The following is a 25,440-nucleotide window of genomic DNA, read 5'->3' on the forward strand; positions in this document are numbered from 1 at the left end:
ATGGAACCCGCTTTGCTCAGCCCGACCGAGTTAACGACGGATCGGCCGGTTTGGTTCCATACCCCTCGAAAGGAAAAAGACCGCAGGGGCGGGTCGTCCACGCGTCCGTCGTCCGCTGCCTCCTTCGGAACGGAGCGCCGAGCCTGACGGTTAGCCAGCGCGGACAGGGAGAACGGACATGAAGGCAGCAATTGTCGCAATCGCCATCACGGCGCTTGCCGCGGGGTCGGCTCTGGCGCAGGGCGGTGCGCCAAGCGGGCGCGGCTCCGTGACGGGCGACCCCGCCGCAAGCTCCGCCAGCCCGCAGGCGGACACGCCGACCACCGGAGCGGCCACCCGCTCGAATCCAAGCGGAAGCGGCACGTCCTCGTCCGGCGGCAAGGACGACAACGGCGATGCGGGTCGCGATAAGATGCCGGAGAGCGACCGCACCGTGCGGCCGCAGAGCCAGCAACACCCGAACGACAAGTAGAGTTATTTGTCTGCCATGGTGCGCTCGGCGTCCCTGACCTGCGCGCGCAGCAGCGGAAGCTGTTCGCGCGCGAACGCTGCGAGCGCCGCATTGTCGGGCGCCGTCAGATAGCGCTCGAGCAGGCCGATGATCGCTTCATACTCGGGAATCTGCGCGGCATAGAAACTTCTGACGTAGGCCGGACCATCCGACATTTCGGGCTCGACGAGGCTCGCGCTCGAGGATGTTGCCTTGCCGACATGCAGTTCCGCACCGATGGCCTCCTGGACCTCTTTCAGTCGCTTGTCGCGCTTAGCCGCTTCCTCGGCGCGCAGGGCGGCGAGGTTCTTGACCTCGGCGTTGCCCTTGAGGTCGGTGTTCTCGAGCAGCCCCTGTTGAAACCGGCTGAAATTGTAGGCACCGCTGATCACCTCGATCGCGGAGGGCGCCCGTGCGCCGGGCTTTCGTTCGCCAAGGCTGTCGGCAAGCGCCGAGGTGCTGATCAATGCCAGAATGATTGCGGCGACTACTCGCATCGATCTTCAATGACGAACCGCGTGCGAAAGTTCCCCGACCATTACGATCCGGTAAGCGGGTTGCGGCGCAAGAGTTCCGTCCCCACGTCCTCTATATGAAACAGTCTGACGTCTTCAGAGACAACGCCGACAATTGTCTTCAGCTTGCCGAGCGCGCTGACGGACAGCCCGCCCATAAGCGCTATTCGCGCATGGCCGACGCCTGGACGGCACTCGCCAACGAGCAGGATTGGCTCGACGGCGAAATTTCGCCCGTTCCCGTCCATGCAGCTCCAAAGCGGAACGGGTGAGCTCGTCTTCAATAACCTGCATGTGAGACCGCTCACGGAAGGCGCACAATTGATTTGGGATCATCCGGGAACGTCGATCGCGGAGATTTCCAATTGCAGAAGGAGGTTTGGCGATGGCTCCACGTCTGGCTCTTCTCTCCCTCATTCTCGCCTTTGGCGTCTCCGTCGCGTTCGCGACGGTGACCACGGTGCGACAGGTGCATCTCGAGAGCGCATCTGCCGTCCATGCCGTGCGCAGCTGATTGCGGCAGCGGAACATTCGACGCCGCAATGCGTAAGCGCTCCGACACATCAGCAGAAGTGAGAGCGCATCATGGCCCATTCCGACCAAGGCATCGTCAAGGACAAGCGTGGGGAGGAGCAGCCCCGCGACAAGGAACGTGCGCAATCCGTGCACAAGGCGGATCCGAAAGGCTCGCCCTCGCGTGAAGCGACGCGCGATCCCAAGCTGAACGACAACATCAAGACGCCGGGTTCCGGCGCAATGCCGGACGGCTCGAGCGACGCCACGGGCTAGCTCTCACCAGGAACGAATTTCCGCGGGAAGAGTCGACGGATTGCTTCCGGCAGTCATGCCCCCGGTGCGCCGGAAGCGATCTCCAAGGACGGCCCTGGCACCCAACGTGCCGGGGTCGTTTGCTTTTGGAGGGGCTTTCCGTGCGTTATTCACCGCCGCTCTCCGGCTCCCCCTGAGTATGTCCTTCAGGCCCGCGGCCGAATACGCCGAAGCTGCTTGACTTCACGCCGGCAGCGGCATCGACGCCCACAGCGGCCAGTCCGCACTTCAGGAGTTCGCGGACTGCTGCCGCCCGCGTCGGCATGCGGTGCTTGAACCGGAAATCGTCAATGGCGGCCAACTCTTCCGGCGAGAGCATGACCTGAAGGCGCTCGGCGCGAAGGTCGTTCATGGCGATCACGCAAATTGAGTAGGTTGAGTAGCTTACTCAACGAACCAACTTGATGAGAGTTCCGCGAATGCCGACGAAGTCTGCAAGCGAGTGAGAAATCAAATAGAATCAATAATTTATTGAAACGCATGCCGCCGTAAGGCATTGTTCCCGGGAAGGGAGAGAGACCATGACGGACGAAGTCAAGTTGCCTCGCAAGCTTTCCGAAGAACCCGCAGCGCCTGAGCCGGCGCGGCCAAGCCAGCAGAAGATCATCGATGAGGTCGAGCGCTGGGCCAACAGCCCGGGCCTCCAGCCGCCACAACCGCAGCCTTCGACGGGAGCGAAAGCGAACTAGGGCTTTGCGAAGCGAGAGTCCTTTGCCGACGGCGAATGGCCTGATCGGCGCGATTTGTCGGAAACAATGCGAAGCTTGCGCCTGAGCCACCAGGCCGACACGGACACGATGGCCCAGACCGTCACCGCGGCGAAAAAAGCGAGCGCGACGCTTGCCCGACGACTAAATGGAAGATTGCGGCGAACGCGGCGAGGCCGATGCTGCCGAGCCCGGCGCCGGCAGCATCGAGCGCCGCGGCCTTCTGTCCGCGACGCCGCCCGCTCAGGCCGGCCTTCTCCTTGGCGTGACGCTCGTGGCTTTCGATCAGCGTCGCCGGGCTCAAGCGGCAGGCACCGCCCAGCGGCAGCGCGATGACGTTCTCATCGCGCGCCAGAAGGGACGCCGGCAGGGCCGGCATCCCTCAGCAATGCGTTACTTGGTGGATTGGCCGACGCTCGGCGCCCTGCCGAGGTTCTTGGCCATGTCGAGGTGGTGTTTCAACGCCGGGAGCGTCTTGCCGGCCCAATCCTTGAGCTCGGCATTGTCGCCGCCCTTGGCGTAGCGCTCGAACAGCGACACGGCATCTTCATGCGCGCTGACCTGATAGGAATTGTAGTCCGAGCTGAAGTCCTTGCCGCTTGCATTCTTGAGCTTGTCGATCTTGCTCTGATGCGAACTGTCGAGCGCCGTCGGCAGCGTCGCCTTCACCTTGCCATTGCCGACAAGTCCCTTGAGCTCGTTGCTCGTCTTGGTGTGATCGGTGATCATCTGCTGCGCGAAGGTTTTCTCTTCCGCGTTGCCCTTCTGCTGGGCGAGCTTGCTTGATTCGATCTCGAACATGTCGCTGATCGCGACCTGGGTCACGAAGTCGGCGGTCGCGGGCGCAACGCCGAGCGCCGAATTCACGCCGGTTTTTTCGCCGAGCGACTGGGCGAGGGCGGGGCCCGCGAGAACCATGCAGGCGAGGGCGATGATTGTGCGTTTCATGGTGAAGTCCTTCCGAAAGATCGCGCGGCCGCTTGCCGGCGACATGCGGCGACCAACACGCCGCCAAGGCCGAGGTTCCTAACGGCTAATCCGCGGGATTACGGCCGGTGCGCGGATTGATGGGATCTGTCGGCTTACGTCGAAGCCGCTCCGGCAGGAACGGTTCGTCCGTCGTGGCGGTAGCGTCGGCCCGTACATCGGCGTGGTGCTGTGCCTGCTCGTGGGACGTCCGGTTGTCGTTGATCCGGCGCTTGACGTCGAGACCGTCGACCGGATCGTTGACGCCGTGCCGGATGTCGCGGAAATCACTCATGGCTCACCTCATTGCTTTCCTGGCAGGATCGTTTCGAGCACCTGCCGCGCTGCTCCCTTGATCATCCCGCTCTCGTTCGGGTCGCCCTTGATCAGGGCGAGCGAGAAGTTCTTCGCCTGCTGCAAGGTGATGTGCGGCGGCAGCGGCGGCACCTCGGGATCGGTTTTCACTTCCAGCACGACGGGCATCTCGCTTCCCAGCGCCTGCTCCCAGGCCGAGCCGAGCAGCTGTGGGCTGTCGACGAAGATGCCGCGCAGGCCGACCAACTCGGCGAAGCGCGAATAGGAGACATCGGGAATGCGCTGTGACGCCTCGAACTTGGGATCACCGTTGATGATGCGTTGCTCCCAGGTGACCTGGTTGAGGTCCTCGTTGTTGAAGACGCAGACGATGAAACGCGGGTCCTTCCAGTCGCGCCAATACTTGGCAGCGGTGATCAGCTCGGCCATGTTGTTCATCTGCATGGCGCCGTCCCCGACGAGTGCGATCACGGGGCGGTCCGGATGGGCGTATTTGGCCGCGAGCGCGTAAGGCACCGCAGCGCCCATCGAGGCGAGCCCACCCGAGAGCGAGGCCGTCATGCCGCGCCGTATCTTCAGGTCGCGGGCGAACCAGTTGGCGCAGGAGCCGGAATCGCTGGTGATGATGGCGCGGTCGGGCAGGCGCGGTGACAATTCCCAGGCGACGAGCTGCGGATTGACTGGCGCGGCGGGCTGATGCGCGCGGCCATCCAATGTCTTCCACCACGTCGCAACGTCGTCCTGGATACCCTGGCGCCAGGCCCCGTCGCTCTTGGGTTTCAGCCGAGGCAACAATGCCCGCAGCGTCTCGGCGGCATCTCCGACGAGGCCGACTTCCATGGGGAAGCGGATCGACATCATGCTGGCATCGATGTCGATCTGGACGCCGCGCGCGCTGCCTTCCTTCGGCAGGAATTCGGCGTAGGGAAAGGCCGAGCCCACCATCAGCAGCGTGTCGCATTCCATCATCATGTTGTAGCTGGGCTCGGTGCCGAGCAGGCCGATCGAGCCGGTGACCCATGGCAGGTCGTCCGGCAGCGCGGCCTTGCCGAGCAGCGCCTTGGCGCAGCCGGCCGACAGCCGGTCGGCAACCGCGATGATTTCGTCGGTGGCGTGAAGCGCGCCGGCGCCGACGAGCATCGCGACCTTATTGCCGGCATTGAGGATATCAGCGGCGCGGTCGAGATCGACGTCGTGTGGGATGACTTTAGGCGCGCTGTATCCAACGCCCGAGTGCAGCGTGCCGTGCGCGCGGGGCGGGTCCTCGTAAGCCTCCTCCTGCAGGTCGTTGGGCAAGATGATGACGGTAGGAGTCCGCCGCGCCAGTGCGATCCGCACCGACCGATCAACCAGGTGCCGCACCTGCGCGGGCGAGGAGGCCTGCATGACATAGGCGCCGGCGACGTCCTTGAACATCGAGAGGAGGTCGAGTTCCTGCTGATAGTGACCGCCGAGGGCGTTGCGCGACTGCTGGCCGACGATCGCCAGCACCGGCTGGTGATCGAGCAGCGCGTCGTACAGCCCGGTGACGAGATGCGATGCGCCGGGACCCGAAGTCGCAATGCAGACGCCGAGCTGACCTGAGAATTTTGCGTAAGCGGTCGCCATGAACGCCGCCATTTCCTCGTGCCGCGCCTGCACGAAGCCGATCTTGCCTTCTTCCTTGCCTTGGGCCCGGTTCATCGCGCCGAACACGCCGTTGATGCCGTCGCCCGGATAGCCAAAGATGTGGCGCACGCCCCATTGATGCAGGCGCTGAATGATGAAGTCGGAGACGGTCTGGGACATTGCGGGCGGCTTTCTCTGTTGCGGCCTCGATAGCCTCAGAGAACCGGTTCTTTGTGGCGATGTTCCCAAGCATTTCCGGAACACGCGCCGGAACGATCACGCACCCCTTTCGGTTGATTCACAAATGGCTGAGTGGAGAACGATGATGCTCAATCAGGGCGAACTGGACCGTAACGAGATGGGCCGGCTGATCGGAAGCGACAAGGTCGAGGGAACCGCGGTCTACGGTGCCGATCGCAACAAGATCGGATCGATCGAACGGGTCATGATCGACAAGATCAGTGGCAAGGTCTCTTATGCGGTGCTTGGTTTCGGCGGCTTTCTCGGCCTCGGCAATGATCACTATCCGTTGCCCTGGCAGTCGCTGAAGTACGACACCGAGCTCGGCGGCTACGTGACCGCCATTACCGCCAAGGATCTGGAAGGTGCGCCGAAATACGGTGAGAAGACCGACTGGAACTGGAGTGACGACGCCGCCGTGCGCGGCATCAACTCCTATTACGGTGTTCCCTTCGCTTGAGCTTTGAGAGGCGCGGTGCCTCGCTCACCCCGCGGCTTCCTGCCGCCCTGGGCCTGCATGTATGCTGATGCTGCCGCGCGGCGGCGGCAACATCTTCTTTAGGGGTGCGACCGCGAGCTTGCGCGGCGGCAGCGGGTATGCCGCCTTCGCCAGCGCCAAGTTCGGCCTGCGCGCGGTCGCGCAGGCGATGGCGCGCGAGCTCGGGCCGAAGAACATCCACGTCGCCCATCTCATCATCGATTCCGGCGTCGACACCGAATGGGTGCGCCAGCGCCGGCTCGAGGCGCTCGGGCCGAATGCGCTCGATAATCCCGATCTCCTGATGCCGCCGTCATCGGTCCCGAACGCCTATTGGCAGCTTTACCAGCAGCCGAAGAGCGCCTGGACCTTCGAGATGGAGATCCGCCCCTTCGGAGAGAAATGGTGACCGCGGGGAGAAAGTCCGGCTAGACTGAGCGCAACATCAAGCAAATTCCGGGAGGATTTTCAGTGAAGACCGCGATCACCGAACTGTTCGGCCTCGAGCATCCGATCATCCAGGGCGGCATGCATTTCGTCGGCTTCGCCGAGCTGGCCGCTGCCGTCTCCAATGCCGGCGGGCTCGGCATCATCACCGGTCTCACGCAGAAGACGCCCGAGCTGCTCGCCAAGGAGATCGCGCGCTGCCGCGACATGACGGACAAGCCGTTCGGCGTCAACCTCACCTTCCTGCCGGCCTTCTCGGCGCCGCCTTATCCGGAATATATCGCCGCCATCGTCGAGGGTGGCATCAAGGCTGTGGAGACCGCAGGCCGCAGCCCGGAAGCCTACATGCCGGCGCTGAAGGCCGCCGGCATCAAGGTCATTCACAAATGCACCTCGGTGCGCCACTCGCTGAAGGCCGAGCGCATCGGCTGCGACGCCGTCAGCGTCGACGGCTTCGAGTGCGGCGGCCATCCCGGCGAGGACGACATTCCCAACATGATCCTGCTGCCGCGCGCGGCGGAGGAGTTGAAGATTCCGTTCGTCGCCTCCGGCGGCATGGCTGATGGGCGCAGCCTGGTCGCGGCGCTCTCGCTGGGCGCGGCCGGTATGAACATGGGCACGCGCTTCATCGCCACCAAGGAAGCGCCGGTGCACCAGAACGTCAAGAACGCGCTGGTCGCGGCCACCGAGCTCGACACCCGCCTGATCATGCGCAGCTTGCGCAATACCGAGCGCGTCCTGAAGAACGCCAATGTCGACCGCCTGCTCGAGATCGAGCGCGAGAAGGGCGCCAAGCTCACGATCGACGACATCCACGACCAGGTCGCGGGCGTCTATCCCAGGATCATGCTGGACGGCCAGATGGACGCCGGCGCCTGGAGCTGCGGCATGGTCGCAGGCCTGATCCACGACATCCCGTCCTGCAGGGAGCTGATCGATCGCATCATGGGTGAGGCGGAAACCATCATCCGCAGCCGCCTGATGGGGTTCCTGGACGGGACGGGGGCGACGCGAAAGGTCGCCTGACACCGTCAAACTTCTTAACCACGGCGGCATTTGACCGCTGGAATTACGCGCGGCGCCTCCTAGATAGGGGTAAATTGCTCCCTTTCTTAAATCGATTTCAGGAGGCGTCCGTGGTCCTGAAAAGCGTTTCCTTCGCAATAGCCTTTGCCTTCGTGATCGCGGGGGCCGGTGTTGCGCGCGCCGACGACTACAAGCCAGGCGAATATCTCGGTCTCGATCTCTCCAAGGCGGTGCTCTCGCCGAAACGTCTCGGGCCGGAGACGCGTTTCGCGCCGGTCGCGCTCGAAGCGCGTGGCGGCAACGAGGCGCAGGCGCGCGTTGAGCCCGTCGACGTGCCGAAGAAGGTTGCCGCCGAACGCGTTCGTGTCGCCGAGCCGAAGGGCACGCATGCGGCGAGCGGCCAGCCGCGGGGCGCAGCCCGCGCCAAGCTCGCGCACCGCCGCGGCAACCCGCTCGATGCGCAGGCACTGGACACCCGCATCCAGACCTGGCCATGCCGCTCCGGCGGCATCTGCAACTGGAAGCGGTGATCACAGGCGTCATCCCCGCGTCGCAAAACCGTAGGCGCGGAGTCAAGAAACCGTAAGCTGGGAGTCAAGGAGCGCAGGCACCTTCCGTCGCGATTCGACGAAGGTCTCCTGAATGGCAACGCTCCGCGCCTCGCGCGCATGGACCCGGCGGCAGTTCCTGGTCCGCTCCGCCTCCAGTCTCGCCATCGCCTCGCTCGCGAAGCCCCACCTGAGCCGCGCCGCCGATCGGCCGCAGATCGCAGGCGGCATCCAGTCCGGCGATGTCTCCGGCGGCTCCGCCGTGATCTGGGCGCGCGCCGACCGGCCCGCCCGGATGCAGGTGGAATGCTCGACCGTCGAGAGCTTCAAGACCATCATCGCCTCGACTTCCGGCGACGCGCTGCCTGACGCCGATCTCACTGCAAAACTCCTGTTGGCGGATCTGCCGCCCGGGCAGGACATCTTCTACCGCGTCCGTTTTGACGACATTGCCACCGGGCTCCTCGGCGAAAGCCGCGTCGGCCATTTGCGCACCGCGCCGGCAGCGCGCCAGTCGGTCTCGTTTCTGTGGTCCGGTGACACCGCGGGCCAGGGCTGGGGCATCGACGTCTCCCGCGGCGGCTATCGCAGCTATCGCACCATGCTCGACAACAATCCGGATTTCTTCATCCACTGCGGCGATCACATCTACGCGGACTGCACGATCCCTTCCGAACAGAAGCTGCCGAATGGCGAGACCTGGCGCAACATCGTCACCGAAGAGAAATCGGAGGTGGCGCACACCCTGGCGCAGTTCCGCGGCAACTACAAATACAACCATCTCGACGAACACTTTCGCGCCTTCCATGCAGAGGTGCCGATGTTCGCGCAATGGGACGATCACGAGGTGACCAACGACTGGTCGCCGATCGGGACCTATGACGAGACCGGACACGAGGACGACGGCACCCCGCGCCTGGTCGCGCGCGCCCGCCGGGCCTTCTTCGACTTCATGCCGATCCGCGACATCGGCGCGCGCCACGGCCGCGTCTATCGCAAGATCGCCTACGGTCCACTGCTGGACGTCTTCATGATCGACATGCGCAGCTACCGCGACGACAGCTGGAACAAGGGCGATGATCACCGCGGCTGGATCCTGGGCGCCGAGCAGCTCGCCTGGCTCAAGCGCGAGCTCGCCGCCTCGCGCGCGACCTGGAAGGTGATCGCGGCCGATTTGCCGATCGGCCTGATCAGCCTGGACGCCGTCGCACTCGGCGATGGGCCGCCCGACCGGCGCGAGCACGAGGTCGCGGATCTGCTCGCTTCCATCAAGCGTGCCGGCATCCGCAACATCGTCTGGCTCACCGCCGACATGCACTACACCGCCGCGCATTATTACGATCCGAACAAGGCGCAATTCCGGGATTTCGAGCCGTTCTGGGAGTTCGTCTCCGGCCCGCTGCATGCCGGCAGCTGGGGACCGGGCGAACTCGACGACACCTTCGGCCCGGTCGCGATGTACCAGCACGGCTGCAGCGCTGCGCAAGGCGACAATCTGGCGCCCTGCTTCGGCTTGCAGTTCTTCGGGCGGGTCGACATCGATGGCCGCAGCGCTGTGATGACCGTGACCCTGAAGGACGTCGACAATCGCGAGCTCTGGTCCGTTGATATCGTGCCGCAGCCGCAGGTGCATCCTTCGCTGGTGGCGCAGCGTTCGTAGGCCGCTAACCCGATCTTGATTGGCCGCCGTGCTCCTCCCGCGCTAGGGTGAGCGGTCCCGCCACTTCTTCTCCATCACTTGAAAAGTCTGCTCACGCGGCATCGCCGCGCGCATCCGGTGGGCCGGATTGCTCAGGAGCCTGTTCATGGACCATCTGAAAACCCAGGGCATCAGCATGCCCAAGCTCGGCCTCGGCACCTTCCGCATGCAGGGCGATGTCTGCCGTGCCGCGGTCGAGAGCGCGCTTTCGATCGGCTATCGCCACATCGACACGGCCGAGATGTACGCCAACGAGGAGGCGATCGGCACGGCGATCGCCGCCTCCGGCGTGCCGCGCGGCGAGCTGCACGTCACCACGAAAGTCTGGCACGAGAACCTCAGCCGCGATGCGATCCGCCGCGCTTTCGACGCCAGCCTCAAGAAGCTCCGGCTCGACCATGTCGACCTCTATCTCGTGCATTGGCCGTCGAAGGCCGCGAACTGGGGGGCAGTGTTCGAAGCGCTGATGACGCTCAAGGAGGAGGGACGCACGCGCGCCATCGGCGTTGCCAACTTCACCACCGCGCTGCTCAAGGTTGCGGTGGAGGAGATCAAGGCGCCGATCGCCTGCAACCAGGTCGAATATCACGCCATGCTCGATCAATCGAAGGTGCTGGCCTATCTCCAGCCGCGGTCGATCCCGCTGGTTGCCTATTGTCCGCTGGCGCAAGGGCGTTTCGCGAGCGATCCCGTGCTGGCCGACATGGCGCTCGGCACAATGCCACCGCTGCGCAGGTCGCGTTGAAATGGCTGCTCGATCAGGACGGCGTCGCCGCGATCCCGAAGGCTTCGCGGCGCGAGAGCCAGCAGGCCAATCTCGACGCGCTGAAGATTACGCTCGACGATGCCGACCGCGAGAAGATCGCCGCGCTGGCGAAGGACAGACGCTGCGTCAATCCAGGCTTCGCGCCGGCGTGGGATTAGCTGTGACCAGGCAATAGAAATGGCCCCGTGAGGGGCCGTTTCCATGTTGCGTTGCGCATCAGTAGTGGTGATGGTGATGGCGATGGCTGCGCTTGATCACGACCACCTTGTCACCGCGATGGTGGCGATGCCAGCCATGACGATGTCCGCGGAATTCGGCGCGGGCGCCGTACGGGCCGTGGTGATGATGATGATAGCCGCCGCTGCGCTTGATCACCACCGTCTCCGCACTTGCAAGCGTCGGCGCCGCGATCACGAGCGCACCGAGAGCCGCAACCACATAACCAAGCTTCTTCATGATGTCCTCCTCCAAACGAATGCAGATCTAAACCGCAGATTTGCGCGAACGTTCCGAAGGAGCGGGGAGAGAATTCTGAACGGATGTTCAGACGAAGGCGAGCTAATCGCAGCGCTGCTGCGCGGGCGTCGGCGCACCGCTGGCGATGTATTTGCCGTTCCTGATCGTGTACTCGCCGCCCTCGCTGCGATTGTAGATCGCGCGCAGGCTGCCGTCCTTCTGCAACAGCAACCCGAATTCGCGGGCCTGATGCAGCGAGGGGAAGTACACCATCACATTGAGCAGGCGCTCGGCATTGACCGTGGCGGACACCACCTCGTTCTCGTCCTTGGCCTCGCCGAAATTGCGCCGGTACATCACCCGGCCGTCTTTCCGGATTTCGTAAGTCAAGCGCGCACCCTGGTCGCGGTCGGGCCGGGCCGAGCAATCGACCGCCCACGAGCCGAGCAGGCCCCATCGCTCGACGGTCACGGCCAGCGTCTCGGCACCGGCCGTGGAGGTGAACGCGACCGACAGCACCGCAGCCGCGATCCAGCGGCCCGAACAACGCATCATGTCCTGAAAAAACCCGCCTCGAACAATTCCAAAGTCTAGCATCGCGCGCGCGGCCCTGCCACGGCAGTCGCCGATCGCCGGCGAATTTGATCCGCGTCAATGAGGCGGGGCGGTTCGAAGGTAAGATGGCGTTTCCCGAAAGCGAACGTGGATAGAGCAATGCTGAATCAAGTCATGGATTTTGCGGGCGAAGTGCTGCCGGGGAGCTGTGCCGTACCGCCTTATTCCGAGGCCGCATTTCTGAGCGAGTTGGGCGATCGATTGCGGTCCTCCCGCATGCGCTGCGACCTGTCGCGCCGGGAGCTCGCCCGCCGCTCGGGGATTTCCGAGCGCTACATCGCCCAGATCGAGGCTGGCAAGGGCAACGTCTCCATCGTCCTGTTGCTGCGGCTGGCTTCCGCGATTCACGGCAGTCAGCCACAGGCGGCGTGAGGAGACGCCCGGACCAGGCCTCAGGCTCGCTTCTCCACATTGGCGCTGCGGGCTGGCACGCCGAACTCCTTGCGGCAGACTTCGGCTAGCGCGGCGACGCCATCGCGGATCTGCTGGTGCGTGAGGCTGGCAAAGCACAGCCGCAGCCGCGAGGCGGAATGGCCCTTGCTGGTCGACCATTCCGGCCCCGGATTGATCGAGACGCCGGCGGCGAGCGCGGCCTGATACAGCTTCAGCGTATCGACCTGGTCGGGCAGCTTGACCCAGAGGAAGATGCCGCCCTTGGGCTCCTCGAATTCGGCGGCCGTCCCGAACTGCTCGTTCAGGGCTTCCATCAGCGTGTCGAGCTTGCTGCGCAGGGCCTTGGTCAGGGCCGGCACGTGGGTTGAAAAATGCGCCTTGCAATAGGTGGCGAGCACCATCTGCTCCAGCGCGCCGGAGCCCGCATCCGTCTTCAGCGCCAGCATCCGTGACATCACCTCCCAGGGCGCCACGACGAAGCCGACGCGCAGCGCCGGCGCAATCGACTTGGAGAACGAGCCGATATGAATCACGCCGCCGTTCTCGCTCATCGCGTAGATCGCGGGCGGCCGCTGCCCCGACCAGATGAGGTCGGCATAGCAATCGTCCTCGAAGATGGGCACGCCATATTCGGTCGCGAGCCGCACCAGCTCGGTGCGGCGGCTCTCGGGCATGATGCTGCCGGTCGGGTTCTGCACCGTCGGAATAGTGTAGATGTATTTCGGCCGGATGCCACGGCGCTTCAGGTCGGCCAGCGTGGAGGCCAGCAGGTCCATGCGCATGCCGTCCTTGTCGAGCGGAATGCCGACGACGTTGACGCCGAGCCGCGCCAGACGCGTCAGGGAGCCCTGATAGCTCTCCTGCTCGAAGATCACGGTGTCGCCGCGCGTCAGCAGGGTGGCGTTGACAAGGTCGAGCGCCTGCAGTGAGCCGGAGACGATCAGGAGGTCGTCGACCGTGCAAGTGATGCCGGCATCACGCTTCAGTTTCGTCACCAGGAATTCGCGCAACGGGAGGTAGCCCTGCGGCCCATGCGCCAGACCGTAGGTGGCGAGCGAGCGACCCTCCCGCCGCAGCACCGTGTCGGCGGCTTGGATCAATTCGTCGAGCGGCACCTGTTCGGAATCGTTGTTGCCGCCGACGAAGCTGTATTTGGCAAGGCCCGTCCACCGCGCAGAAGGGGCCGGCAGCCCCGCTGGAAACAGGGGGGCGAAATCGAAGCTGGACGTCATGGGAGCGTTCCTCGTTTTGTTCTTGTTGAGCGTCGGCTTTGCACCGGCCGCCTTACTCCTTGCGGCCGTCCTGGTCGGGCGGCCTTAGTTCTTGCCGGCCGTCCTTGTCGGACGGCCCTGGCTGATGAAAGCGTAATGCGCGTTGGCGATGCCGCCAACCATCAAGGCTTCGACCACGGGTTCTGCGATCTCGCCCGGGGCGGCCCAGTCGACCAGGAAATTGGCGCCGGTCCCGCCGCGCAAATCGTCGGTGGGGATGAAGATCGAGACGGTGGCGAGCGGCCTCAACGCCACCGGCGTCTTGAGATAGCTCTCGACCTGCTTGCCTGCGGTGTCGAAATAGGCGATGCGTTTGATGACCAGCGGCTGGGTCTCGGAGGCGTTGTGTACGCTCAGCGTCACCGAGAAGTCGACACGCAACTTGCCCTGGCTCATCGCGACGCTGGAATAGGCGGGCACGTAGAAACCGCCGGAGACGGCGAGGTCCTCCTTCGGCAGCGTGGTGAGCGAATCGGCAAAGTTTTGTTCGATACTGACTTTGGATTGCGCGGCGGCGGGCACGGCAAAGGCGAGGGGACCCAGCAGCATGGCTGCGATGAGCCCATTCCGCATGTGACGAATTGCTCGCTTGCCGCACCGCAACCTGTCTCTAGGGTGCGGCAAAACGGACCAATTTGGCATGCACGAGCTCATTCGCGACATCACTCTCTCTATTCTGTTTGCCTGGATGCTGGGCCTGCTCGCCCATTTCTCCCGGCAACCGCTGATCCTGGCCTACCTTATCGCCGGCTTCTGCATAGGTCCATTCGGCGCCGGCTGGGTCCATTCGCAGGAATCGATCAGCGTCATCTCCGAGCTTGGCCTGATCTTCATGCTGTTCATGATCGGGCTCGAGATCGACCTGAAGAAGATCGTGCGCGCCGGGCGGGTGATCCTGTTCGCGGCGGGCAGCCAGCTGCTCGGCGGCTGTCTGCTCGGGGTTCTGTTCTTCGTCGGAATCGGCCTGTCGCTCGGCGGCGGGCATTTCGATGCGGTCTATCTCTGCGTCGCCTGTGCGCTTTCGAGCACGGTCATCATCGTCAAGGTGCTCTACGAGAAACGCGAGCTCGACACGCTGCCGGGCCGCATCACGCTCGGCGTGCTGGTGCTCCAGGACATTTTCGCCATCCTGTTCCTGGCGGTGCAGCCGAGTCTCGCCAATCTGGAGGTCAGCGTCATCCTGCTTTCGATCGGCCGCGTCGCGGTGCTGGTCGCCGCCGCGCTGCTGGTCAGCCGCTATGTGCTGCCGCGCGTGTTCCACCAGATCGCCCGCCGTCCGGAACTGATCCTGCTCGGCGCGCTGGCCTGGTGCTTCCTGGTCGCGGAGACCGCGTATCAACTGTCGCTGTCGCGCGAGATGGGTGCGCTGATCGCCGGCGTCTCGCTCTCGACCTTCCCCTATGCGCTCGACGTCACCGCCAAGGTCACCACGCTCCGCGACTTCTTCATCACGCTGTTCTTCGTCTCGCTCGGCATGACCATTCCCATACCCGGGCTCTCCGTGATCTGGCTCGCGCTGATGATCGCGGCCTTCACGGTCGTGAGCCGCCTCGTCACCACCTTTACGCCCCTCTACCTGATGAAGCAGGGGCTGCGCGCGAGCCTGTTGCCGGCCCTGAATCTCGCGCAGATCTCGGAATTCTCGCTGGTGGTGATCCAGACCGGGGTCACCGACCGCCACATCGCAGCGGAGACAGCGAATGCGGCTTCGTTCGCCTTCGTGGTGCTGGCGGTGCTCTCGACCTTCGTGATGACCCGCAGCGACGAGATCACCCGCTGGGCGATCGGCCCCTTGAAGCGGATCGGCCTGCGCGATCTCGACCATGGCAACGGCCATGCCGAGGAGGGCCACGGGGGCGGCCATGGCGAGGCCCGCCGCATCGTCATCCTCGGCTTTTTCCGTGCGGCGAGCGCGCTTTTGGCCGAGATCGAACGGCAGGCACCGGTGCTGCTGGAGCAGATCACCGTGGTCGATTTCAACCCCAATGTGTACCAGACCCTGCTTTCACGTGGTCTGCACGTGATCTATGGCGACATCAGCAGCGCCGACACGCTGCTCCATGCCGGCGTCGGCAAGTCCGAGATGATCATCCTCAGCGTGCCGGACTCGCTGCTGAAGGGCGCCACCAACGAGAAGCTGGTCCGTCACGTCCGCGCGCTCAATCCGACCGCCCTGATCGTCGCCACGGCCGACCTGTTGGCCGACGTCGGCGCGCTCTACGAGGCCGGCGCCAGCTACGTCACCGTGACCCGGCTCAGCGATGCACATGAGCTGTTTACCGTGATCGAAGCCGCCCAGGCCGGCCTGCTCGCGGACAAGCGCGCCGAGCTCGATCAGCGCCTCGGCGAGCGCCGCGAGGTGCTGCCCTGACGGCGTAGGGCCGCCTTCCTTGCAGCCTTCCTTGCGGGCAATCTGCGCCTATATCGCTGGTATGCCCGGTGCAAGCCTGAAACCCCATCGGCAGGCCCGCCCTCGGGCATATGTGGTTGCGCTGGGGAGACTAGCGCCCCGACCCAAGTCCGGCTAAGCCTCCCGGCCATAACCGATAGAGATTGGGAAATGCCCGATAGCGTTCAGGAAGTCTTGCAGGCCTTTGCCCGGGGTGAGCTCGTGGTCGTCACCGACGACGAGGACCGCGAGGGCGAGGGCGATCTGATCGTCGCCGCCTCGCTCTGCACCGCCGAGAAGATGGCCTTCATCATCCGCCATACCTCCGGCATCGTCTGCGCGCCCGTGACGACCGAGGACGCGCGCAGGCTGCGGCTCGATCCGATGGTCGCCCACAACGATTCCGCGCACACCACCGCGTTCACGGTCTCGATCGACTACAAGCCCGACGGCGGCACCGGCATCTCCGCCGAGGAGCGCGCCTCGTGCTGCCGCGCGCTCGCCAATCCCAATGTCGGCGCCAACGACTTCGCCCGGCCCGGCCACATCTTTCCGCTGATCGCCAAGGACGGCGGCGTGCTGCTGCGCTCCGGCCACACCGAGGCCGCGGTCGACCTCTGCAAGCTGTCCGGCCTGCCGCCGGTCGGCGTCATCAGCGAACTCATGAACGACGACGGCAGCGTGATGAAGGGCGAGCAGGTCGCGCAATTCGCGGCGAGGCACAAACTCAAGCACGTCACCATCGCGGACATGATCGCCTACCGCCAGGCGCGCGAGAAGCTGATCGAGCGGGTCTCGACCTTCGTCACCGACAGCCCGATCGGTCCCTTGCAGGGCTACGCCTACCGCTCGCCGTTCGATTCCATCGCTCACGTCGCCTTCGTCTATAACGGGGTCGGCGACGGCAAGAACGTGCTGACGCGCTTCCACAAGCCGAACATCGTCAAGGACACCTTCACCGGCCACAAGCGCATGGCCGCCGTGCTCGAGCATTTCAAGAAGACCGGCCGCGGCGTGCTGGTCTACCTGCGCGACGGCGCCGCCGGCGTGCCCGTTTCGCCGCTGCCGGACGAGACGTCGACGGAGGCCGACCGCAACCGCCAGTGGCGCGAGGTCGGCGTCGGCGCGCAGATCCTGCGCGACCTCGGCGTGACTTCGATCCGGCATCTCACCTCGTCGGTGCACGACTACAAAGGTCTGTCGGGCTTCGGCATCGAGATCGTCGCCAACGAGCAGCTCGAAAGCTGACATCGTCATTCCGGGACGGCTCTGAAAGCGCCACGCTTCGTGCCACCCCGGAACGACCGAAGCCAGGATGCAATTGAACTTGTTGCCGCGGCGCTTTACTTTGTCGGGCAATTATCGACGGAACCAGACGCGAAAGGACGTTTCATGAGCGTGCGCCCTCAGGCCAAGGACAAGCCGGCTGCGGCTTCTTTCCAGTGGGACGATCCGTTCCTGCTCGACGAGCAGCTCACCGAAGACGAGCGCATGGTGCGCGACACCGCCCGCGCCTATGCGCAGGACAAGCTGCTGCCGCGCGTCTCCAAGGCCTATCTCGAAGAGAAGACCGATCGCGAGATCTTCAACGAGATGGGCGAGCTCGGCCTAATCGGCATCACGCTGCCGGAAGAATATGGCTGCGCCAATGCGAGCTACGTCGCCTATGGCCTCGTCGCCCGCGAGATCGAGCGGGTCGATTCCGGCTATCGCTCGATGAACTCGGTGCAGTCCTCGCTGGTGATGTACCCGATCTACGCCTATGGCGACGAGAACCAGCGCAAGAAGTACCTGCCCAAGCTCGCCAGCGGCGAGTGGGTCGGCTGTTTCGGCCTGACCGAGCCCGACGCCGGCTCCGATCCGGCCGGGATGAAGACCCGTGCCGAGAAGGTGTCGGACGGCTATCGCCTCACCGGCAGCAAGATGTGGATCTCGAACGCGCCGATCGCCGACGTCTTCGTGGTCTGGGCCAAGTCGGCCGCGCACGACAACCAGATCCGCGGCTTCGTGCTGGAGAAGGGCATGAAGGGCCTGTCCGCGCCGAAGATCGGCGGCAAGCTCTCGCTGCGCGCCTCCATCACCGGTGAGGTCGTGATGGACGGCGTCGTGGTCCCGGAGGACGCCCTGCTGCCCAACGTCTCCGGCCTCAAGGGCCCGTTCGGCTGCCTCAACCGCGCCCGCTACGGCATCTCCTGGGGTGCGCTTGGCGCCGCCGAGGACTGCATGCACCGCGCCCGTCAATACACGCTCGATCGCAAGCAGTTCGGCAAGCCGCTCGCCGCGACCCAGCTGGTGCAGAAGAAGCTCGCCGACATGGAAACCGAGATCGCCCTCGGCCTGCAGGGCTCGCTTCGCGTCGGCCGCCTGATGGACGAGGGCAAGTTCGCGCCCGAGATGATCTCGATCATGAAGCGCAACAATTGCGGCAAGGCCCTCGACATCGCGCGCACCGCCCGCGACATGCACGGCGGCAACGGCATCTCGATCGAGTATCACGTCATGCGCCACGTCCATAACCTCGAGACGGTCAACACCTACGAGGGCACCCACGACGTCCACGCCCTGATCCTGGGCCGCGCGATCACGGGCATTCAGGCGTTCTTCTGATTTGGTTCTCCGTCATTCCGGGGCGCGCGAAGCGCGAACCCGGAATCTCGGGCCGCATTATTCCTGTTCAATCGAGATTCCGGGTGGCCCTGACGGGCCACCCCGGAATGACGTCAAAGAACAAAGAAGAAGCCATGTCCGACAACGACGACGTCCCGTTCAACCGCAACTTTCCGCTGAAGCCCGGCATCGTCGAGGAGGTCCGCCCCGGCGTGCGGCGCGTGCTCTGCAACAATCCGAGCCCGTTCACCTTCACGGGCACGGTCAGCTACATCGTCGGCAAAGGCAATGTCGCGATCATCGATCCCGGTCCAGACGATGCGGCGCATGCGGCGGCGCTGCTCGATGCCGTGCGCGGCGAGACCGTGACGCACATCTTCGTCACCCACACCCATCGCGACCATTCGCCGAACACCGCGCGGATCAAGCAGGCGACGGCTGCGCCGGTCTATGCCGAAGGCCCGCATCGCGCCTCGCGGCCGCGATTCGAGAGCGAGAAGCACAATCCGGAATCCGGCGCCGACCGCGATTTTGCCCCGGACGTCAATCTCGCGCACGGCGACGTCGTGGAAGGCGACGGCTGGCGGCTCGAGGCCATCGCGACGCCCGGCCACACGGCCAACCATCTGGCATTCGCCTGGCCGGAGCGGAAGTTCAACTTCGTCGGCGATCACGTGATGGGCTGGTCGACCTCGATCGTGGCGCCGCCGGACGGCTCGATGATCGACTACATGGACTCGCTCGACCGGCTCGCCGCCCGCGAGGAGGATCTCTATTTCTCTGGCCATGGCCCCGAGATTCCCGAGGGCCAGCGCTTCGTGCGCTTCCTGATCCGCCACCGCAAGGCACGCGAGGCCTCGATCCTGCACCGCCTCGCCAAGGGCGAGACCGACATCCCGACCATGGTCCGCGCGATCTATATCGGTATCGATCCGCGCCTGACGACAGCTGCCGGCTATTCCGTGCTGGCGCATTTGGAAGATCTGGTCGCCCGCGGCGTGGTGGCGACGGATGGCGATCCCGTGATCGGCGGGACCTATCGGATGGCTTAAGTCGTCATTCCGGGGCGCGCGTCAGCGCGACCCCGGAATCCAGAGGTTGCGGCGCGAGATCCCGGGCTCGCGCTAATGCGCGCCCCGGAATGACGCTCTATCGCGTCACTTCTTCACCGTCTTCGCCGGCGGCTTGGGCGGCGTCACCGGCGTCTTCTTCACCGGCTTGAGTGCATCGGCGTCGGCGGCGGTGTTGAGGTCGTCGATGAATGTCTTGACGCGTGCGGCGTTGCTGCCGAGGTCGCTGTCGAAATTGCGCGACGCAGAGCGGATATCGACGCGGGAATCATCGCCATCCGGCACGACCCTGATCGAAACGTCCTCGCGGAAACCCATGATCGGCGTGCGCGCCACCGCCTCGATGCGGCCGATGCGGCGCGGCGGCTGCGGTGCGCGCTCGTCGATCACGATCCATTTGCGCTTGTGGACGAGCTGAAGCGCGATCGCATAGGCGCGGTCGGCCGAGATCTCGAGCTCGACGGGCTCGATCTCGGGATAGAAATGGCGCTGCTGCTCCGCCGAATAGAGGCCGGCATAGACCGCGGTGTTGGTGCCCTCGCCGGTGCGCAGGCGCGCCAGCGCATCGAAGCGCGGCGGATCGATCGGATCGGTGGTGATGTCGTAGATCGACGGCAGCTTGCGATATTGAAAGGCCAGATAGGCGGGATAGGCGAGGATCGCCCCGTCGATCAGGAAGGCGAGCAGGATGCGCGCCATGCCGCGCGAGCCGTTCTGCCAGATTGCGGCAAAGCCGGCGAGCCCGAACAGGATCGAGAGGCCGGCGATCGCGAGCCCGCCGATGAACGTCGCCAGCGCCGGCTTGGGCTCCAGGAAATCGAAACGGACGACGATGATCGACACCACCACCGCCAGAACCGCGAACACGGCCAGATTGCGCGCCCAGCTCGCGAGGCTGGACACGGGCTCCGACTGGTAGGGAGCGGAAAACCTGCGGGCCATCGGGTGAGCTCTGCCGGGGTTGGCGATGCCGGCCGATCTGGCGCGACGATGCGCCGTTGAGACCACGGCCGAGGAGCAAATTCAAGGGAGACCGGACTGTTACTGGCCCGCCATTCCGGGGCGCCCGAAGGGCGAACCCGGAATCTCGAGACTCCGGGTTCGATGCCGTTGGCATCGCCCCCGAATGACGCCGTGTCCGAGCCTTACGCCGCCGCGTTCGGGAACCGGTAATCCCTAAACTGGTCGCGCAGCGCCGTCTTCAGGATCTTGCCGGTCGCGGTGTGCGGAATGCCGTCGACGAAAGCGACGTCGTCGGGCATCCACCATTTGGCGATCTTGCCCTCCATGAACTTGAGGATGTCCTCGCGCGTGGCCTGCTGGCCCTGCTTGAGCTGCACGATCAGCAGCGGCCGCTCGTCCCATTTGGGGTGGAACACGCCGATCACGGCGGCTTCCGCCACGGCGGGGTGGCCGACCGCGAGGTTTTCGAGGTCAATCGAGGAGATCCACTCGCCGCCGGACTTGATCACGTCCTTGGAGCGGTCGGTGATCCGCATATAGCCGTCCTCGTCGATGGTCGAGACGTCGCCGGTGTCGAAGAAGCCATCCTCGTCGAGGATGTTGCTATCGACGCGGTAATAGGCCTTGGCGACGGCGGGCCCGGAGACCTTGAGGCGGCCGAAGGTCTTGCCGTCCCAGGGCAGCTCCTTGCCGGCATCGTCGGTGATCTTCATCTGCACGGCGAACGGCGCATAACCCTGCATCTGCAGCACGTCGAGCCTGGCATCGCCGGTCGCATTCTGGAACGGCGGCTTCAGCGCCGCGACGCTGCCGATCGGGCTCATCTCGGTCATGCCCCAGGCGTGGCGGACGTTCGAACCCATGTCGAGGAAGGCCTTGATCATCGAGCGCGGCATTGCCGAGCCGCCGCAGATCACCATCTTCAGATCCGGCAGTTTGAGATTGTTGGCGGTCATGTGCTGGAGCAGCATCAGCCACACCGTCGGCACGCCGGCGGTGTGCGTCACCTTCTCGGTCGAGAGCAGTTCGTAGACCGAGGCGCCGTCGAGCTTGGCGCCCGGCATCACCAGCTTGGTGCCCTGCGAGGGCGCGGAGAAGGCGATGCCCCAGCTGTTGGCATGGAACAGCGGAACCACCGGCAGCATTGTCTCGGACGCACTGGTGCCGAGCGCGTCGACGTTGTTGGCCATCAGCGCGTGCAGCACGTTGGAGCGATGCGAATACAGCACACCCTTGGGATCGCCGGTCGTGCCGGAGGTGTAGCACATCGCCGCCGCCGTGTTCTCGTCAAAGTCCTTCCATTTGAATTTGCCGTCGGCCTGCGCAATCCAGTCCTCGTAGGCGACCGCGTTCTTCAGCGTGGTCTCCGGCATGTGAGCCTTGTCGGTGAGCACGATGTAGCGCTCCACGCTGGGCAGCTTGTCCGCGATCTTCTCCAGGATCGGAATGAAGGTGAGATCGGTCATCACGACGCGATCCTGCGCATGATTGATGATCCAGGCGATCTGTTCGGGGAAAAGGCGGGGATTGACGGTATGGCAGATCGCGCCGATCCCCATGATGCCGTACCAGACCTCCAGATGGCGCCAGGTGTTCCAGGCGATCGTTGCGACACGATCGCCGAGCTTGATGCCGTCGCGCTCCAGCATCTGCGAGACCTTGAGCGCGCGCCTGTGGATCTCGGCGTAGTTGGTGCGATGGATCGGTCCCTCGACCGAGCGTGTGACCACCTCCTGCTTGCCATGAATCCTGGCGGCGTGTTCGATGATCCGGTGGCAGAGCAGGGGCCAATCTTGCATCAAACCAAGCATTCCGACGTTCCTCCGAGAAGTCGCTGGGCGCGTTATCGCTCTCAGCGTTGGGCCAAAGAATTGCCATGAGTTTTAGCCTGCCGGACTTTCGTCGCAAATGGTCTTGTCGCGGCTATATGTCCGCCGGGGCGGCAATGGTTACCGCTGCGGCGGGGCTGTTGCTGCTCGCCGAAAGGGCAGAGGCGCGGAAATATCATGCGCCGCTCGATATCTTCAACCTTGGAGCACCGAAGCCCCGCGCAACCGTTCGCGCCGCCAGGATTCCGCTGCCGAAGCCGCGTCCCGAGGAGGCCCCCAAAGCGTCGGATGAGGGGGCGGCGCAGGCAGACGGCAAGCCGTCCCCCGACAAGCCAGGCGCGGACAAGCCCGCCGAGGCCGCGCCGCCGCCCGAGAAGCAGGCCTCGGCCTGCCGGCTGGCGCTGACCGAGGAGATCGCGATCGCGCCGTCCATTCCGGATATCCGCGGTCCCGGTGCCTGCGGCGGCGAGGATCTGGTGCGGCTGGAGGCCATCGTGTTGCCGGACAAGCGCAAGGTGACGGTCAAGCCGGCGGCGATCCTCCGCTGCACCATGGCGTCCGCGCTCGCCGATTGGATGCGCAAGGACATGGCGCCGCTGGCGACCAGCCTCGGCTCCGCCGTCAGCGAGCTCGACAATTTCGACAGCTTCGAGTGCCGCGGCCGCAACCGCGTGGCCGGCGCGATGCTGTCCGAGCACGGCAAGGCCAATGCCATCGACATCCGCGCCGTCAAGCTCGCCAATGGGCAGTCGATCGGCCTGACCGACCGCACCGCCTCGCGCGAGGTGCGCGAGCGCGTGCTGCACTCGGTCTGCACTCGCTTTTCCACCGTGCTCGGCCCGGGTTCGGACTGGTACCACGAGGACCACATCCATCTCGATCTCGCGCAGCGGCGCAACGACTACCGGATTTGCCAATGGAACGTGTGGGATCCGCTGCCTCAGGTCGCACCGCTGCTGCCGGCGGAACGTCCTGAGGAGGCACCTCCGCCCGAGGTCGCAGCCAAGCCCGAGGCAAAGGAGGGCGCCGACGACGGTGGGGCGGAGGCGCCTCCTGCGCCTGCGGACAAGCCGGCGGCCGATCGCAACAAAGCCAGATCACGCGAGCCGGCAACAAAAAAGCGCCGGTGAAACCGGCGCCTTTGAAAAGGCTCGGGCAAGGCCTGCTCAGTAGGGTGAGCTGGAACCGCCCTGGAGCGCGAGGCGCGGCTTGTAGGGGGAATCGCCGTGCTTGGGCTCGAGCACCACGACGAGGGTGCCGAGCTTGACGCGATCATAGAGATCGATCGCGTCCTCATTGGTCAGCCGGATGCAGCCAGACGAGATCGAGGCGCCGATATATTCCGGCTGGTTGGTGCCGTGGATGCGGAACAGCGTGTCCTTGCCCCCAGAATGGAGGTACAGCGCGCGGGAGCCCATCGGATTGTCCGGTCCGGGTGCGACATAGGTCGGCACGCCGAGGCGCGAGATTTCGCCGGGGGTGGGGTGCCAGGCCGGCCACTCGGTCTTGCTGGCCACCTTGGCGATGCCCGACCAGGCCATGGCCTCTTCGCCGACAGTGATGCCGTAGCGGATCGCTTTGCCGCCCTCCAGCACGTAATAGAGGTAATGGTTGTCGGAATCGACCACGATCGAGCCCGGCGCTTCCTTGCGGTGGAATTCGACAATGGCGCGGCGGAACGGTTCTGCGACCGCGGTATTCTCGTATTTCACCTTGGCAAGGAGTTCTTTGTCCTTAGGCTTGAACGCCTTGGTGTCCGTCGCCTCGTAACGCGTGGTGGCTTGCATGCAGCCCGACAGCATCAGGCCGGCGGCCAAAATCCCAAACATAATTTTCAGCGACGACATGGTTTGGTTCCAATCAAAACAATACCGTGCGGAAGCGACCTGAGCGTAGCGCTCGTGTTCCTCGACTCCGTTAAGTCTCATTATCGTTGAAATCTGCCACAATTCCAGCGCTGAAGCCGTTTTCCAGGGCTGTGAGACCGTAGCTGTGGCTTTTCTGCCGCAAATTTGGGGGTGTCGTGCGGGTTTTTTTGGTAAGACGCGCCAGACTGTTCCTCCGGCGCCACAGTTGAGCCCCAGGGCCGCCGCAGATGCAAACGCTCTGTTAATGTTGTTGTCATCGTGAACCTGTCAGAATCGCGCTAAGGGCTGTCGTTCTGTCGCAGGATCTCTGGAGCTTTTGATGTTTTCGGTGTTCGTTCCCTCCGAGACCTCCCTCAAGAAGGCGGTTGTCGAGGATCTCACAGCGCTGCCGGAGAACGCAGTCTGGATCGACCTCGTCAACCCCTCGGCTGCCGAGGACAAGGCGGTCGAGCGGCTGGCGGGCATCGCCATCCCGACCCGGGAAGACATGCAGGAGATCGAGATCTCCAGTCGCCTCTATATGGAGAACGGCGCGCGCTACATGACCGCGACGCTGATGTGCCACTCCGATACCGACATGCCCCGGACCACGGCGGTGACCTTCATCCTCGGCGACCACCGCCTGGTAACGGTCCGCTACGACCTGCCCAAGCCCTTTGCGCTGGTCGAGGCCAAGCTCGCCCGCTACTGCACGCCCTCGATCACCGGCGAGATGGTGCTGATGGAGCTCCTGGACGCCGTGATCGACCGCTGCGCCGACATTCTGGAGCGCTGCGGCGCCGAGATCGACCAGGTCTCCCACGAGATCTTCGAGCCGGAGAGCGAGCGCCACGGCCACGCCAAGCGATATTCCCAGATTCTGATCTCGATCGGCCGCAAGGGCGACTTGACCTCGAAGGTTCGCGAGAGCCTGGTGTCGATCGGCCGCGTCGTGACGTTCCTGTCCGCCGTGGTCGAGGGCGTGAAGTGGTCGAAGGACATGCGCGAGCAGCTCAAGACCATGCAGCGCGACGTCGCCTCGCTGACCGATCACGCCTCCTATCTCTCCAGCAAGATCACCTTCGTGCTCGACGCCATGCTCGGCGTCGTCAATCTCGAGCAGAACAACATCATCAAGCTGTTTTCGGTCATGGCCGTTGTCCTGATGCCGCCGACCCTGATCGCCTCGATCTACGGCATGAACTTCAAGGTGATGCCGGAACTCGAATGGGTGCACGGCTACCCGATGGCGCTGGTGCTGATGCTGATCGCCGCCATCGTCCCATACTGGATCTTCAAGTGGAAGAAGTGGCTGTAGGAATCGTGCGCGAGCAAAGATACCTACCGAGACCTTACGTCGCTCGCAC

General features: G+C 64.5%; 29 protein-coding genes and 2 pseudogenes. 18 read left to right on the forward strand and 13 right to left on the reverse strand.

Annotated features, from left to right (window positions below):
• Positions 1 to 178 precede the first annotated feature (178 nt).
• Positions 179 to 472, forward strand: a complete 294-nt coding sequence (locus P0R31_RS14920) for a hypothetical protein (RefSeq protein ID WP_275514722.1) — start codon at positions 179 to 181, stop codon at positions 470 to 472.
• A gap of 2 nt (positions 473 to 474) precedes the next feature.
• Here P0R31_RS14920 and P0R31_RS14925 read toward each other — a convergent pair whose 3' ends face one another.
• Entirely contained in the window at positions 475 to 987 is a 513-nt protein-coding gene (locus tag P0R31_RS14925; protein ID WP_275514723.1) for a DUF4142 domain-containing protein, read from the reverse strand.
• 95 nt (positions 988 to 1,082) lie between these two features.
• Here P0R31_RS14925 and P0R31_RS14930 point away from each other — a divergent pair, with 95 nt between their 5' ends.
• The 3 genes from P0R31_RS14930 to P0R31_RS14940 all read left to right on the forward strand — a co-directional run bounded on the left by P0R31_RS14930 (position 1,083) and on the right by P0R31_RS14940 (position 1,794).
• Entirely contained in the window at positions 1,083 to 1,277 is a 195-nt protein-coding gene (locus P0R31_RS14930) for a hypothetical protein (protein ID WP_074447527.1), read from the forward strand.
• Between the two features lie 113 nt (positions 1,278 to 1,390).
• Complete coding sequence (locus tag P0R31_RS14935; protein ID WP_271542554.1) at positions 1,391 to 1,519, forward strand: hypothetical protein; 129 nt, start codon at positions 1,391 to 1,393, stop codon at positions 1,517 to 1,519.
• 71 nt (positions 1,520 to 1,590) lie between these two features.
• Positions 1,591 to 1,794 carry a hypothetical protein gene (locus P0R31_RS14940; protein WP_036038118.1) on the forward strand — a complete coding sequence of 68 codons (204 nt, stop codon included), beginning with the start codon at positions 1,591 to 1,593 and terminating at the stop codon, positions 1,792 to 1,794.
• Positions 1,795 to 1,939: 145 nt separating this feature from the next.
• Here P0R31_RS14940 and P0R31_RS14945 read toward each other — a convergent pair whose 3' ends face one another.
• Positions 1,940 to 2,185, reverse strand: a complete 246-nt coding sequence (locus P0R31_RS14945; RefSeq protein ID WP_275514724.1) for a hypothetical protein — start codon at positions 2,183 to 2,185, stop codon at positions 1,940 to 1,942.
• Between the two features lie 169 nt (positions 2,186 to 2,354).
• Here P0R31_RS14945 and P0R31_RS14950 point away from each other — a divergent pair, with 169 nt between their 5' ends.
• Complete coding sequence (locus P0R31_RS14950; RefSeq protein ID WP_275514725.1) at positions 2,355 to 2,522, forward strand: hypothetical protein; 168 nt, start codon at positions 2,355 to 2,357, stop codon at positions 2,520 to 2,522.
• A gap of 121 nt (positions 2,523 to 2,643) precedes the next feature.
• On the opposite strand, the gene P0R31_RS14955 is transcribed toward P0R31_RS14950, so the two are convergent.
• The 4 genes from P0R31_RS14955 to P0R31_RS14970 all read right to left on the reverse strand — a co-directional run bounded on the left by P0R31_RS14955 (position 2,644) and on the right by P0R31_RS14970 (position 5,609).
• A complete protein-coding gene (locus P0R31_RS14955) occupies positions 2,644 to 2,919 on the reverse strand; it encodes a hypothetical protein (RefSeq protein WP_343299318.1) in 276 nt (91 codons plus the stop codon).
• Between the two features lie 14 nt (positions 2,920 to 2,933).
• Positions 2,934 to 3,488, reverse strand: a complete 555-nt coding sequence (locus P0R31_RS14960) for a DUF4142 domain-containing protein (protein ID WP_275514726.1) — start codon at positions 3,486 to 3,488, stop codon at positions 2,934 to 2,936.
• 85 nt (positions 3,489 to 3,573) lie between these two features.
• Complete coding sequence (locus tag P0R31_RS14965; protein ID WP_275514727.1) at positions 3,574 to 3,801, reverse strand: hypothetical protein; 228 nt, start codon at positions 3,799 to 3,801, stop codon at positions 3,574 to 3,576.
• 8 nt (positions 3,802 to 3,809) lie between these two features.
• Complete coding sequence (locus tag P0R31_RS14970; RefSeq protein WP_275514728.1) at positions 3,810 to 5,609, reverse strand: thiamine pyrophosphate-requiring protein; 1,800 nt, start codon at positions 5,607 to 5,609, stop codon at positions 3,810 to 3,812.
• 145 nt (positions 5,610 to 5,754) lie between these two features.
• On the opposite strand from P0R31_RS14970, the gene P0R31_RS14975 reads away from it, so the two are divergent.
• The 6 genes and pseudogenes from P0R31_RS14975 to P0R31_RS15000 all read left to right on the forward strand — a co-directional run bounded on the left by P0R31_RS14975 (position 5,755) and on the right by P0R31_RS15000 (position 10,791).
• On the forward strand, positions 5,755 to 6,129 hold the full coding sequence (locus tag P0R31_RS14975; protein WP_157287000.1) for a PRC-barrel domain-containing protein: 375 nt from the start codon (positions 5,755 to 5,757) through the stop codon (positions 6,127 to 6,129).
• A gap of 55 nt (positions 6,130 to 6,184) precedes the next feature.
• Positions 6,185 to 6,556, forward strand: a pseudogene (locus P0R31_RS14980) (SDR family NAD(P)-dependent oxidoreductase); the annotation flags it as partial.
• Between the two features lie 62 nt (positions 6,557 to 6,618).
• Positions 6,619 to 7,620, forward strand: coding sequence for an NAD(P)H-dependent flavin oxidoreductase (locus P0R31_RS14985; RefSeq protein WP_275514729.1), 1,002 nt, complete (start codon positions 6,619 to 6,621; stop codon positions 7,618 to 7,620).
• A gap of 110 nt (positions 7,621 to 7,730) precedes the next feature.
• Positions 7,731 to 8,150, forward strand: coding sequence for a hypothetical protein (locus P0R31_RS14990; RefSeq protein WP_275514730.1), 420 nt, complete (start codon positions 7,731 to 7,733; stop codon positions 8,148 to 8,150).
• A gap of 112 nt (positions 8,151 to 8,262) precedes the next feature.
• Positions 8,263 to 9,828, forward strand: a complete 1,566-nt coding sequence (locus tag P0R31_RS14995; RefSeq protein ID WP_275514731.1) for an alkaline phosphatase D family protein — start codon at positions 8,263 to 8,265, stop codon at positions 9,826 to 9,828.
• Positions 9,829 to 9,973: 145 nt separating this feature from the next.
• Positions 9,974 to 10,791: pseudogene (locus P0R31_RS15000) on the forward strand (aldo/keto reductase).
• A gap of 58 nt (positions 10,792 to 10,849) precedes the next feature.
• On the opposite strand, the gene P0R31_RS15005 reads toward P0R31_RS15000, so the two are convergent.
• Both P0R31_RS15005 and P0R31_RS15010 read right to left on the reverse strand, forming a co-directional pair.
• Positions 10,850 to 11,089 carry a hypothetical protein gene (locus tag P0R31_RS15005; protein WP_275514732.1) on the reverse strand — a complete coding sequence of 80 codons (240 nt, stop codon included), beginning with the start codon at positions 11,087 to 11,089 and terminating at the stop codon, positions 10,850 to 10,852.
• A gap of 102 nt (positions 11,090 to 11,191) precedes the next feature.
• The gene (locus tag P0R31_RS15010; RefSeq protein WP_275514733.1) at positions 11,192 to 11,644 is read right to left on the reverse strand and encodes a hypothetical protein; all 453 of its coding nucleotides are present in this window, start codon (positions 11,642 to 11,644) and stop codon (positions 11,192 to 11,194) included.
• Between the two features lie 159 nt (positions 11,645 to 11,803).
• On the opposite strand from P0R31_RS15010, the gene P0R31_RS15015 reads away from it, so the two are divergent.
• Positions 11,804 to 12,076, forward strand: coding sequence for a helix-turn-helix domain-containing protein (locus P0R31_RS15015; RefSeq protein ID WP_036031024.1), 273 nt, complete (start codon positions 11,804 to 11,806; stop codon positions 12,074 to 12,076).
• Between the two features lie 20 nt (positions 12,077 to 12,096).
• Here P0R31_RS15015 and P0R31_RS15020 read toward each other — a convergent pair whose 3' ends face one another.
• Complete coding sequence (locus P0R31_RS15020; RefSeq protein ID WP_275514734.1) at positions 12,097 to 13,329, reverse strand: PLP-dependent aminotransferase family protein; 1,233 nt, start codon at positions 13,327 to 13,329, stop codon at positions 12,097 to 12,099.
• Between the two features lie 84 nt (positions 13,330 to 13,413).
• A complete protein-coding gene (locus P0R31_RS15025; RefSeq protein ID WP_275514735.1) occupies positions 13,414 to 13,941 on the reverse strand; it encodes a DUF3124 domain-containing protein in 528 nt (175 codons plus the stop codon).
• Positions 13,942 to 14,008: 67 nt separating this feature from the next.
• Between P0R31_RS15025 and P0R31_RS15030 the strand changes: the two genes are divergently transcribed.
• From P0R31_RS15030 to P0R31_RS15045, 4 genes are all read left to right on the forward strand, one after another.
• The gene (locus tag P0R31_RS15030) at positions 14,009 to 15,739 is read left to right on the forward strand and encodes a cation:proton antiporter (protein WP_275514736.1); all 1,731 of its coding nucleotides are present in this window, start codon (positions 14,009 to 14,011) and stop codon (positions 15,737 to 15,739) included.
• 189 nt (positions 15,740 to 15,928) lie between these two features.
• Positions 15,929 to 17,005 (forward strand): 3,4-dihydroxy-2-butanone-4-phosphate synthase, encoded by a 1,077-nt coding sequence (ribB, locus tag P0R31_RS15035; protein ID WP_275508744.1) that lies wholly within the window; start codon positions 15,929 to 15,931, stop codon positions 17,003 to 17,005.
• Positions 17,006 to 17,149: 144 nt separating this feature from the next.
• A complete protein-coding gene (locus P0R31_RS15040; protein ID WP_036004014.1) occupies positions 17,150 to 18,364 on the forward strand; it encodes an acyl-CoA dehydrogenase in 1,215 nt (404 codons plus the stop codon).
• Between the two features lie 134 nt (positions 18,365 to 18,498).
• Positions 18,499 to 19,416, forward strand: a complete 918-nt coding sequence (locus P0R31_RS15045; RefSeq protein ID WP_275514737.1) for an MBL fold metallo-hydrolase — start codon at positions 18,499 to 18,501, stop codon at positions 19,414 to 19,416.
• 105 nt (positions 19,417 to 19,521) lie between these two features.
• Here the strand turns inward: P0R31_RS15045 and P0R31_RS15050 are convergent, their stop codons facing one another.
• Both P0R31_RS15050 and P0R31_RS15055 read right to left on the reverse strand, forming a co-directional pair.
• Complete coding sequence (locus P0R31_RS15050; protein WP_275514738.1) at positions 19,522 to 20,376, reverse strand: DUF1499 domain-containing protein; 855 nt, start codon at positions 20,374 to 20,376, stop codon at positions 19,522 to 19,524.
• 203 nt (positions 20,377 to 20,579) lie between these two features.
• A complete protein-coding gene (locus P0R31_RS15055; RefSeq protein WP_275514739.1) occupies positions 20,580 to 22,208 on the reverse strand; it encodes a fatty-acid--CoA ligase in 1,629 nt (542 codons plus the stop codon).
• A gap of 65 nt (positions 22,209 to 22,273) precedes the next feature.
• Here P0R31_RS15055 and P0R31_RS15060 point away from each other — a divergent pair, with 65 nt between their 5' ends.
• A complete protein-coding gene (locus tag P0R31_RS15060; protein WP_275514740.1) occupies positions 22,274 to 23,356 on the forward strand; it encodes an extensin family protein in 1,083 nt (360 codons plus the stop codon).
• Positions 23,357 to 23,392: 36 nt separating this feature from the next.
• On the opposite strand, the gene P0R31_RS15065 is transcribed toward P0R31_RS15060, so the two are convergent.
• Entirely contained in the window at positions 23,393 to 24,073 is a 681-nt protein-coding gene (locus P0R31_RS15065; RefSeq protein WP_036031037.1) for a L,D-transpeptidase, read from the reverse strand.
• Between the two features lie 340 nt (positions 24,074 to 24,413).
• On the opposite strand from P0R31_RS15065, the gene P0R31_RS15070 reads away from it, so the two are divergent.
• A complete protein-coding gene (locus P0R31_RS15070) occupies positions 24,414 to 25,391 on the forward strand; it encodes a magnesium transporter CorA family protein (protein ID WP_275514741.1) in 978 nt (325 codons plus the stop codon).
• Positions 25,392 to 25,440 lie beyond the last annotated feature (49 nt).

Source organism: Bradyrhizobium yuanmingense (genome assembly GCF_029167105.1).
Classification (GTDB): Bacteria; Pseudomonadota; Alphaproteobacteria; order Rhizobiales; family Xanthobacteraceae; genus Bradyrhizobium; species Bradyrhizobium yuanmingense_A.

What these genes read in the sequence shown, in the direction of transcription:
- P0R31_RS14920 (WP_275514722.1), top strand. Translation starts at nt 179, where the DNA reads ATGAAGGCAGCAATTGTCGCAATCGCCATCACGGCGCTTGCCGCGGGG.
- P0R31_RS14925 (WP_275514723.1), bottom strand. Translation starts at nt 987, where the DNA reads ATGCGAGTAGTCGCCGCAATCATTCTGGCATTGATCAGCACCTCGGCG.
- P0R31_RS14930 (WP_074447527.1), top strand. Translation starts at nt 1,083, where the DNA reads ATGAAACAGTCTGACGTCTTCAGAGACAACGCCGACAATTGTCTTCAG.
- P0R31_RS14935 (WP_271542554.1), top strand. Translation starts at nt 1,391, where the DNA reads ATGGCTCCACGTCTGGCTCTTCTCTCCCTCATTCTCGCCTTTGGCGTC.
- P0R31_RS14940 (WP_036038118.1), top strand. Translation starts at nt 1,591, where the DNA reads ATGGCCCATTCCGACCAAGGCATCGTCAAGGACAAGCGTGGGGAGGAG.
- P0R31_RS14945 (WP_275514724.1), bottom strand. Translation starts at nt 2,185, where the DNA reads ATGAACGACCTTCGCGCCGAGCGCCTTCAGGTCATGCTCTCGCCGGAA.
- P0R31_RS14950 (WP_275514725.1), top strand. Translation starts at nt 2,355, where the DNA reads ATGACGGACGAAGTCAAGTTGCCTCGCAAGCTTTCCGAAGAACCCGCA.
- P0R31_RS14955 (WP_343299318.1), bottom strand. Translation starts at nt 2,919, where the DNA reads ATGCCGGCCCTGCCGGCGTCCCTTCTGGCGCGCGATGAGAACGTCATC.
- P0R31_RS14960 (WP_275514726.1), bottom strand. Translation starts at nt 3,488, where the DNA reads ATGAAACGCACAATCATCGCCCTCGCCTGCATGGTTCTCGCGGGCCCC.
- P0R31_RS14965 (WP_275514727.1), bottom strand. Translation starts at nt 3,801, where the DNA reads ATGAGTGATTTCCGCGACATCCGGCACGGCGTCAACGATCCGGTCGAC.
- P0R31_RS14970 (WP_275514728.1), bottom strand. Translation starts at nt 5,609, where the DNA reads ATGTCCCAGACCGTCTCCGACTTCATCATTCAGCGCCTGCATCAATGG.
- P0R31_RS14975 (WP_157287000.1), top strand. Translation starts at nt 5,755, where the DNA reads ATGCTCAATCAGGGCGAACTGGACCGTAACGAGATGGGCCGGCTGATC.
- P0R31_RS14995 (WP_275514731.1), top strand. Translation starts at nt 8,263, where the DNA reads ATGGCAACGCTCCGCGCCTCGCGCGCATGGACCCGGCGGCAGTTCCTG.
- P0R31_RS15005 (WP_275514732.1), bottom strand. Translation starts at nt 11,089, where the DNA reads ATGAAGAAGCTTGGTTATGTGGTTGCGGCTCTCGGTGCGCTCGTGATC.
- P0R31_RS15010 (WP_275514733.1), bottom strand. Translation starts at nt 11,644, where the DNA reads ATGATGCGTTGTTCGGGCCGCTGGATCGCGGCTGCGGTGCTGTCGGTC.
- P0R31_RS15015 (WP_036031024.1), top strand. Translation starts at nt 11,804, where the DNA reads ATGCTGAATCAAGTCATGGATTTTGCGGGCGAAGTGCTGCCGGGGAGC.
- P0R31_RS15020 (WP_275514734.1), bottom strand. Translation starts at nt 13,329, where the DNA reads ATGACGTCCAGCTTCGATTTCGCCCCCCTGTTTCCAGCGGGGCTGCCG.
- P0R31_RS15025 (WP_275514735.1), bottom strand. Translation starts at nt 13,941, where the DNA reads ATGCGGAATGGGCTCATCGCAGCCATGCTGCTGGGTCCCCTCGCCTTT.
- P0R31_RS15030 (WP_275514736.1), top strand. Translation starts at nt 14,009, where the DNA reads ATGCACGAGCTCATTCGCGACATCACTCTCTCTATTCTGTTTGCCTGG.
- ribB (WP_275508744.1), top strand. Translation starts at nt 15,929, where the DNA reads ATGCCCGATAGCGTTCAGGAAGTCTTGCAGGCCTTTGCCCGGGGTGAG.
- P0R31_RS15040 (WP_036004014.1), top strand. Translation starts at nt 17,150, where the DNA reads ATGAGCGTGCGCCCTCAGGCCAAGGACAAGCCGGCTGCGGCTTCTTTC.
- P0R31_RS15045 (WP_275514737.1), top strand. Translation starts at nt 18,499, where the DNA reads ATGTCCGACAACGACGACGTCCCGTTCAACCGCAACTTTCCGCTGAAG.
- P0R31_RS15050 (WP_275514738.1), bottom strand. Translation starts at nt 20,376, where the DNA reads ATGGCCCGCAGGTTTTCCGCTCCCTACCAGTCGGAGCCCGTGTCCAGC.
- P0R31_RS15055 (WP_275514739.1), bottom strand. Translation starts at nt 22,208, where the DNA reads ATGCTTGGTTTGATGCAAGATTGGCCCCTGCTCTGCCACCGGATCATC.
- P0R31_RS15060 (WP_275514740.1), top strand. Translation starts at nt 22,274, where the DNA reads ATGAGTTTTAGCCTGCCGGACTTTCGTCGCAAATGGTCTTGTCGCGGC.
- P0R31_RS15065 (WP_036031037.1), bottom strand. Translation starts at nt 24,073, where the DNA reads ATGTCGTCGCTGAAAATTATGTTTGGGATTTTGGCCGCCGGCCTGATG.
- P0R31_RS15070 (WP_275514741.1), top strand. Translation starts at nt 24,414, where the DNA reads ATGTTTTCGGTGTTCGTTCCCTCCGAGACCTCCCTCAAGAAGGCGGTT.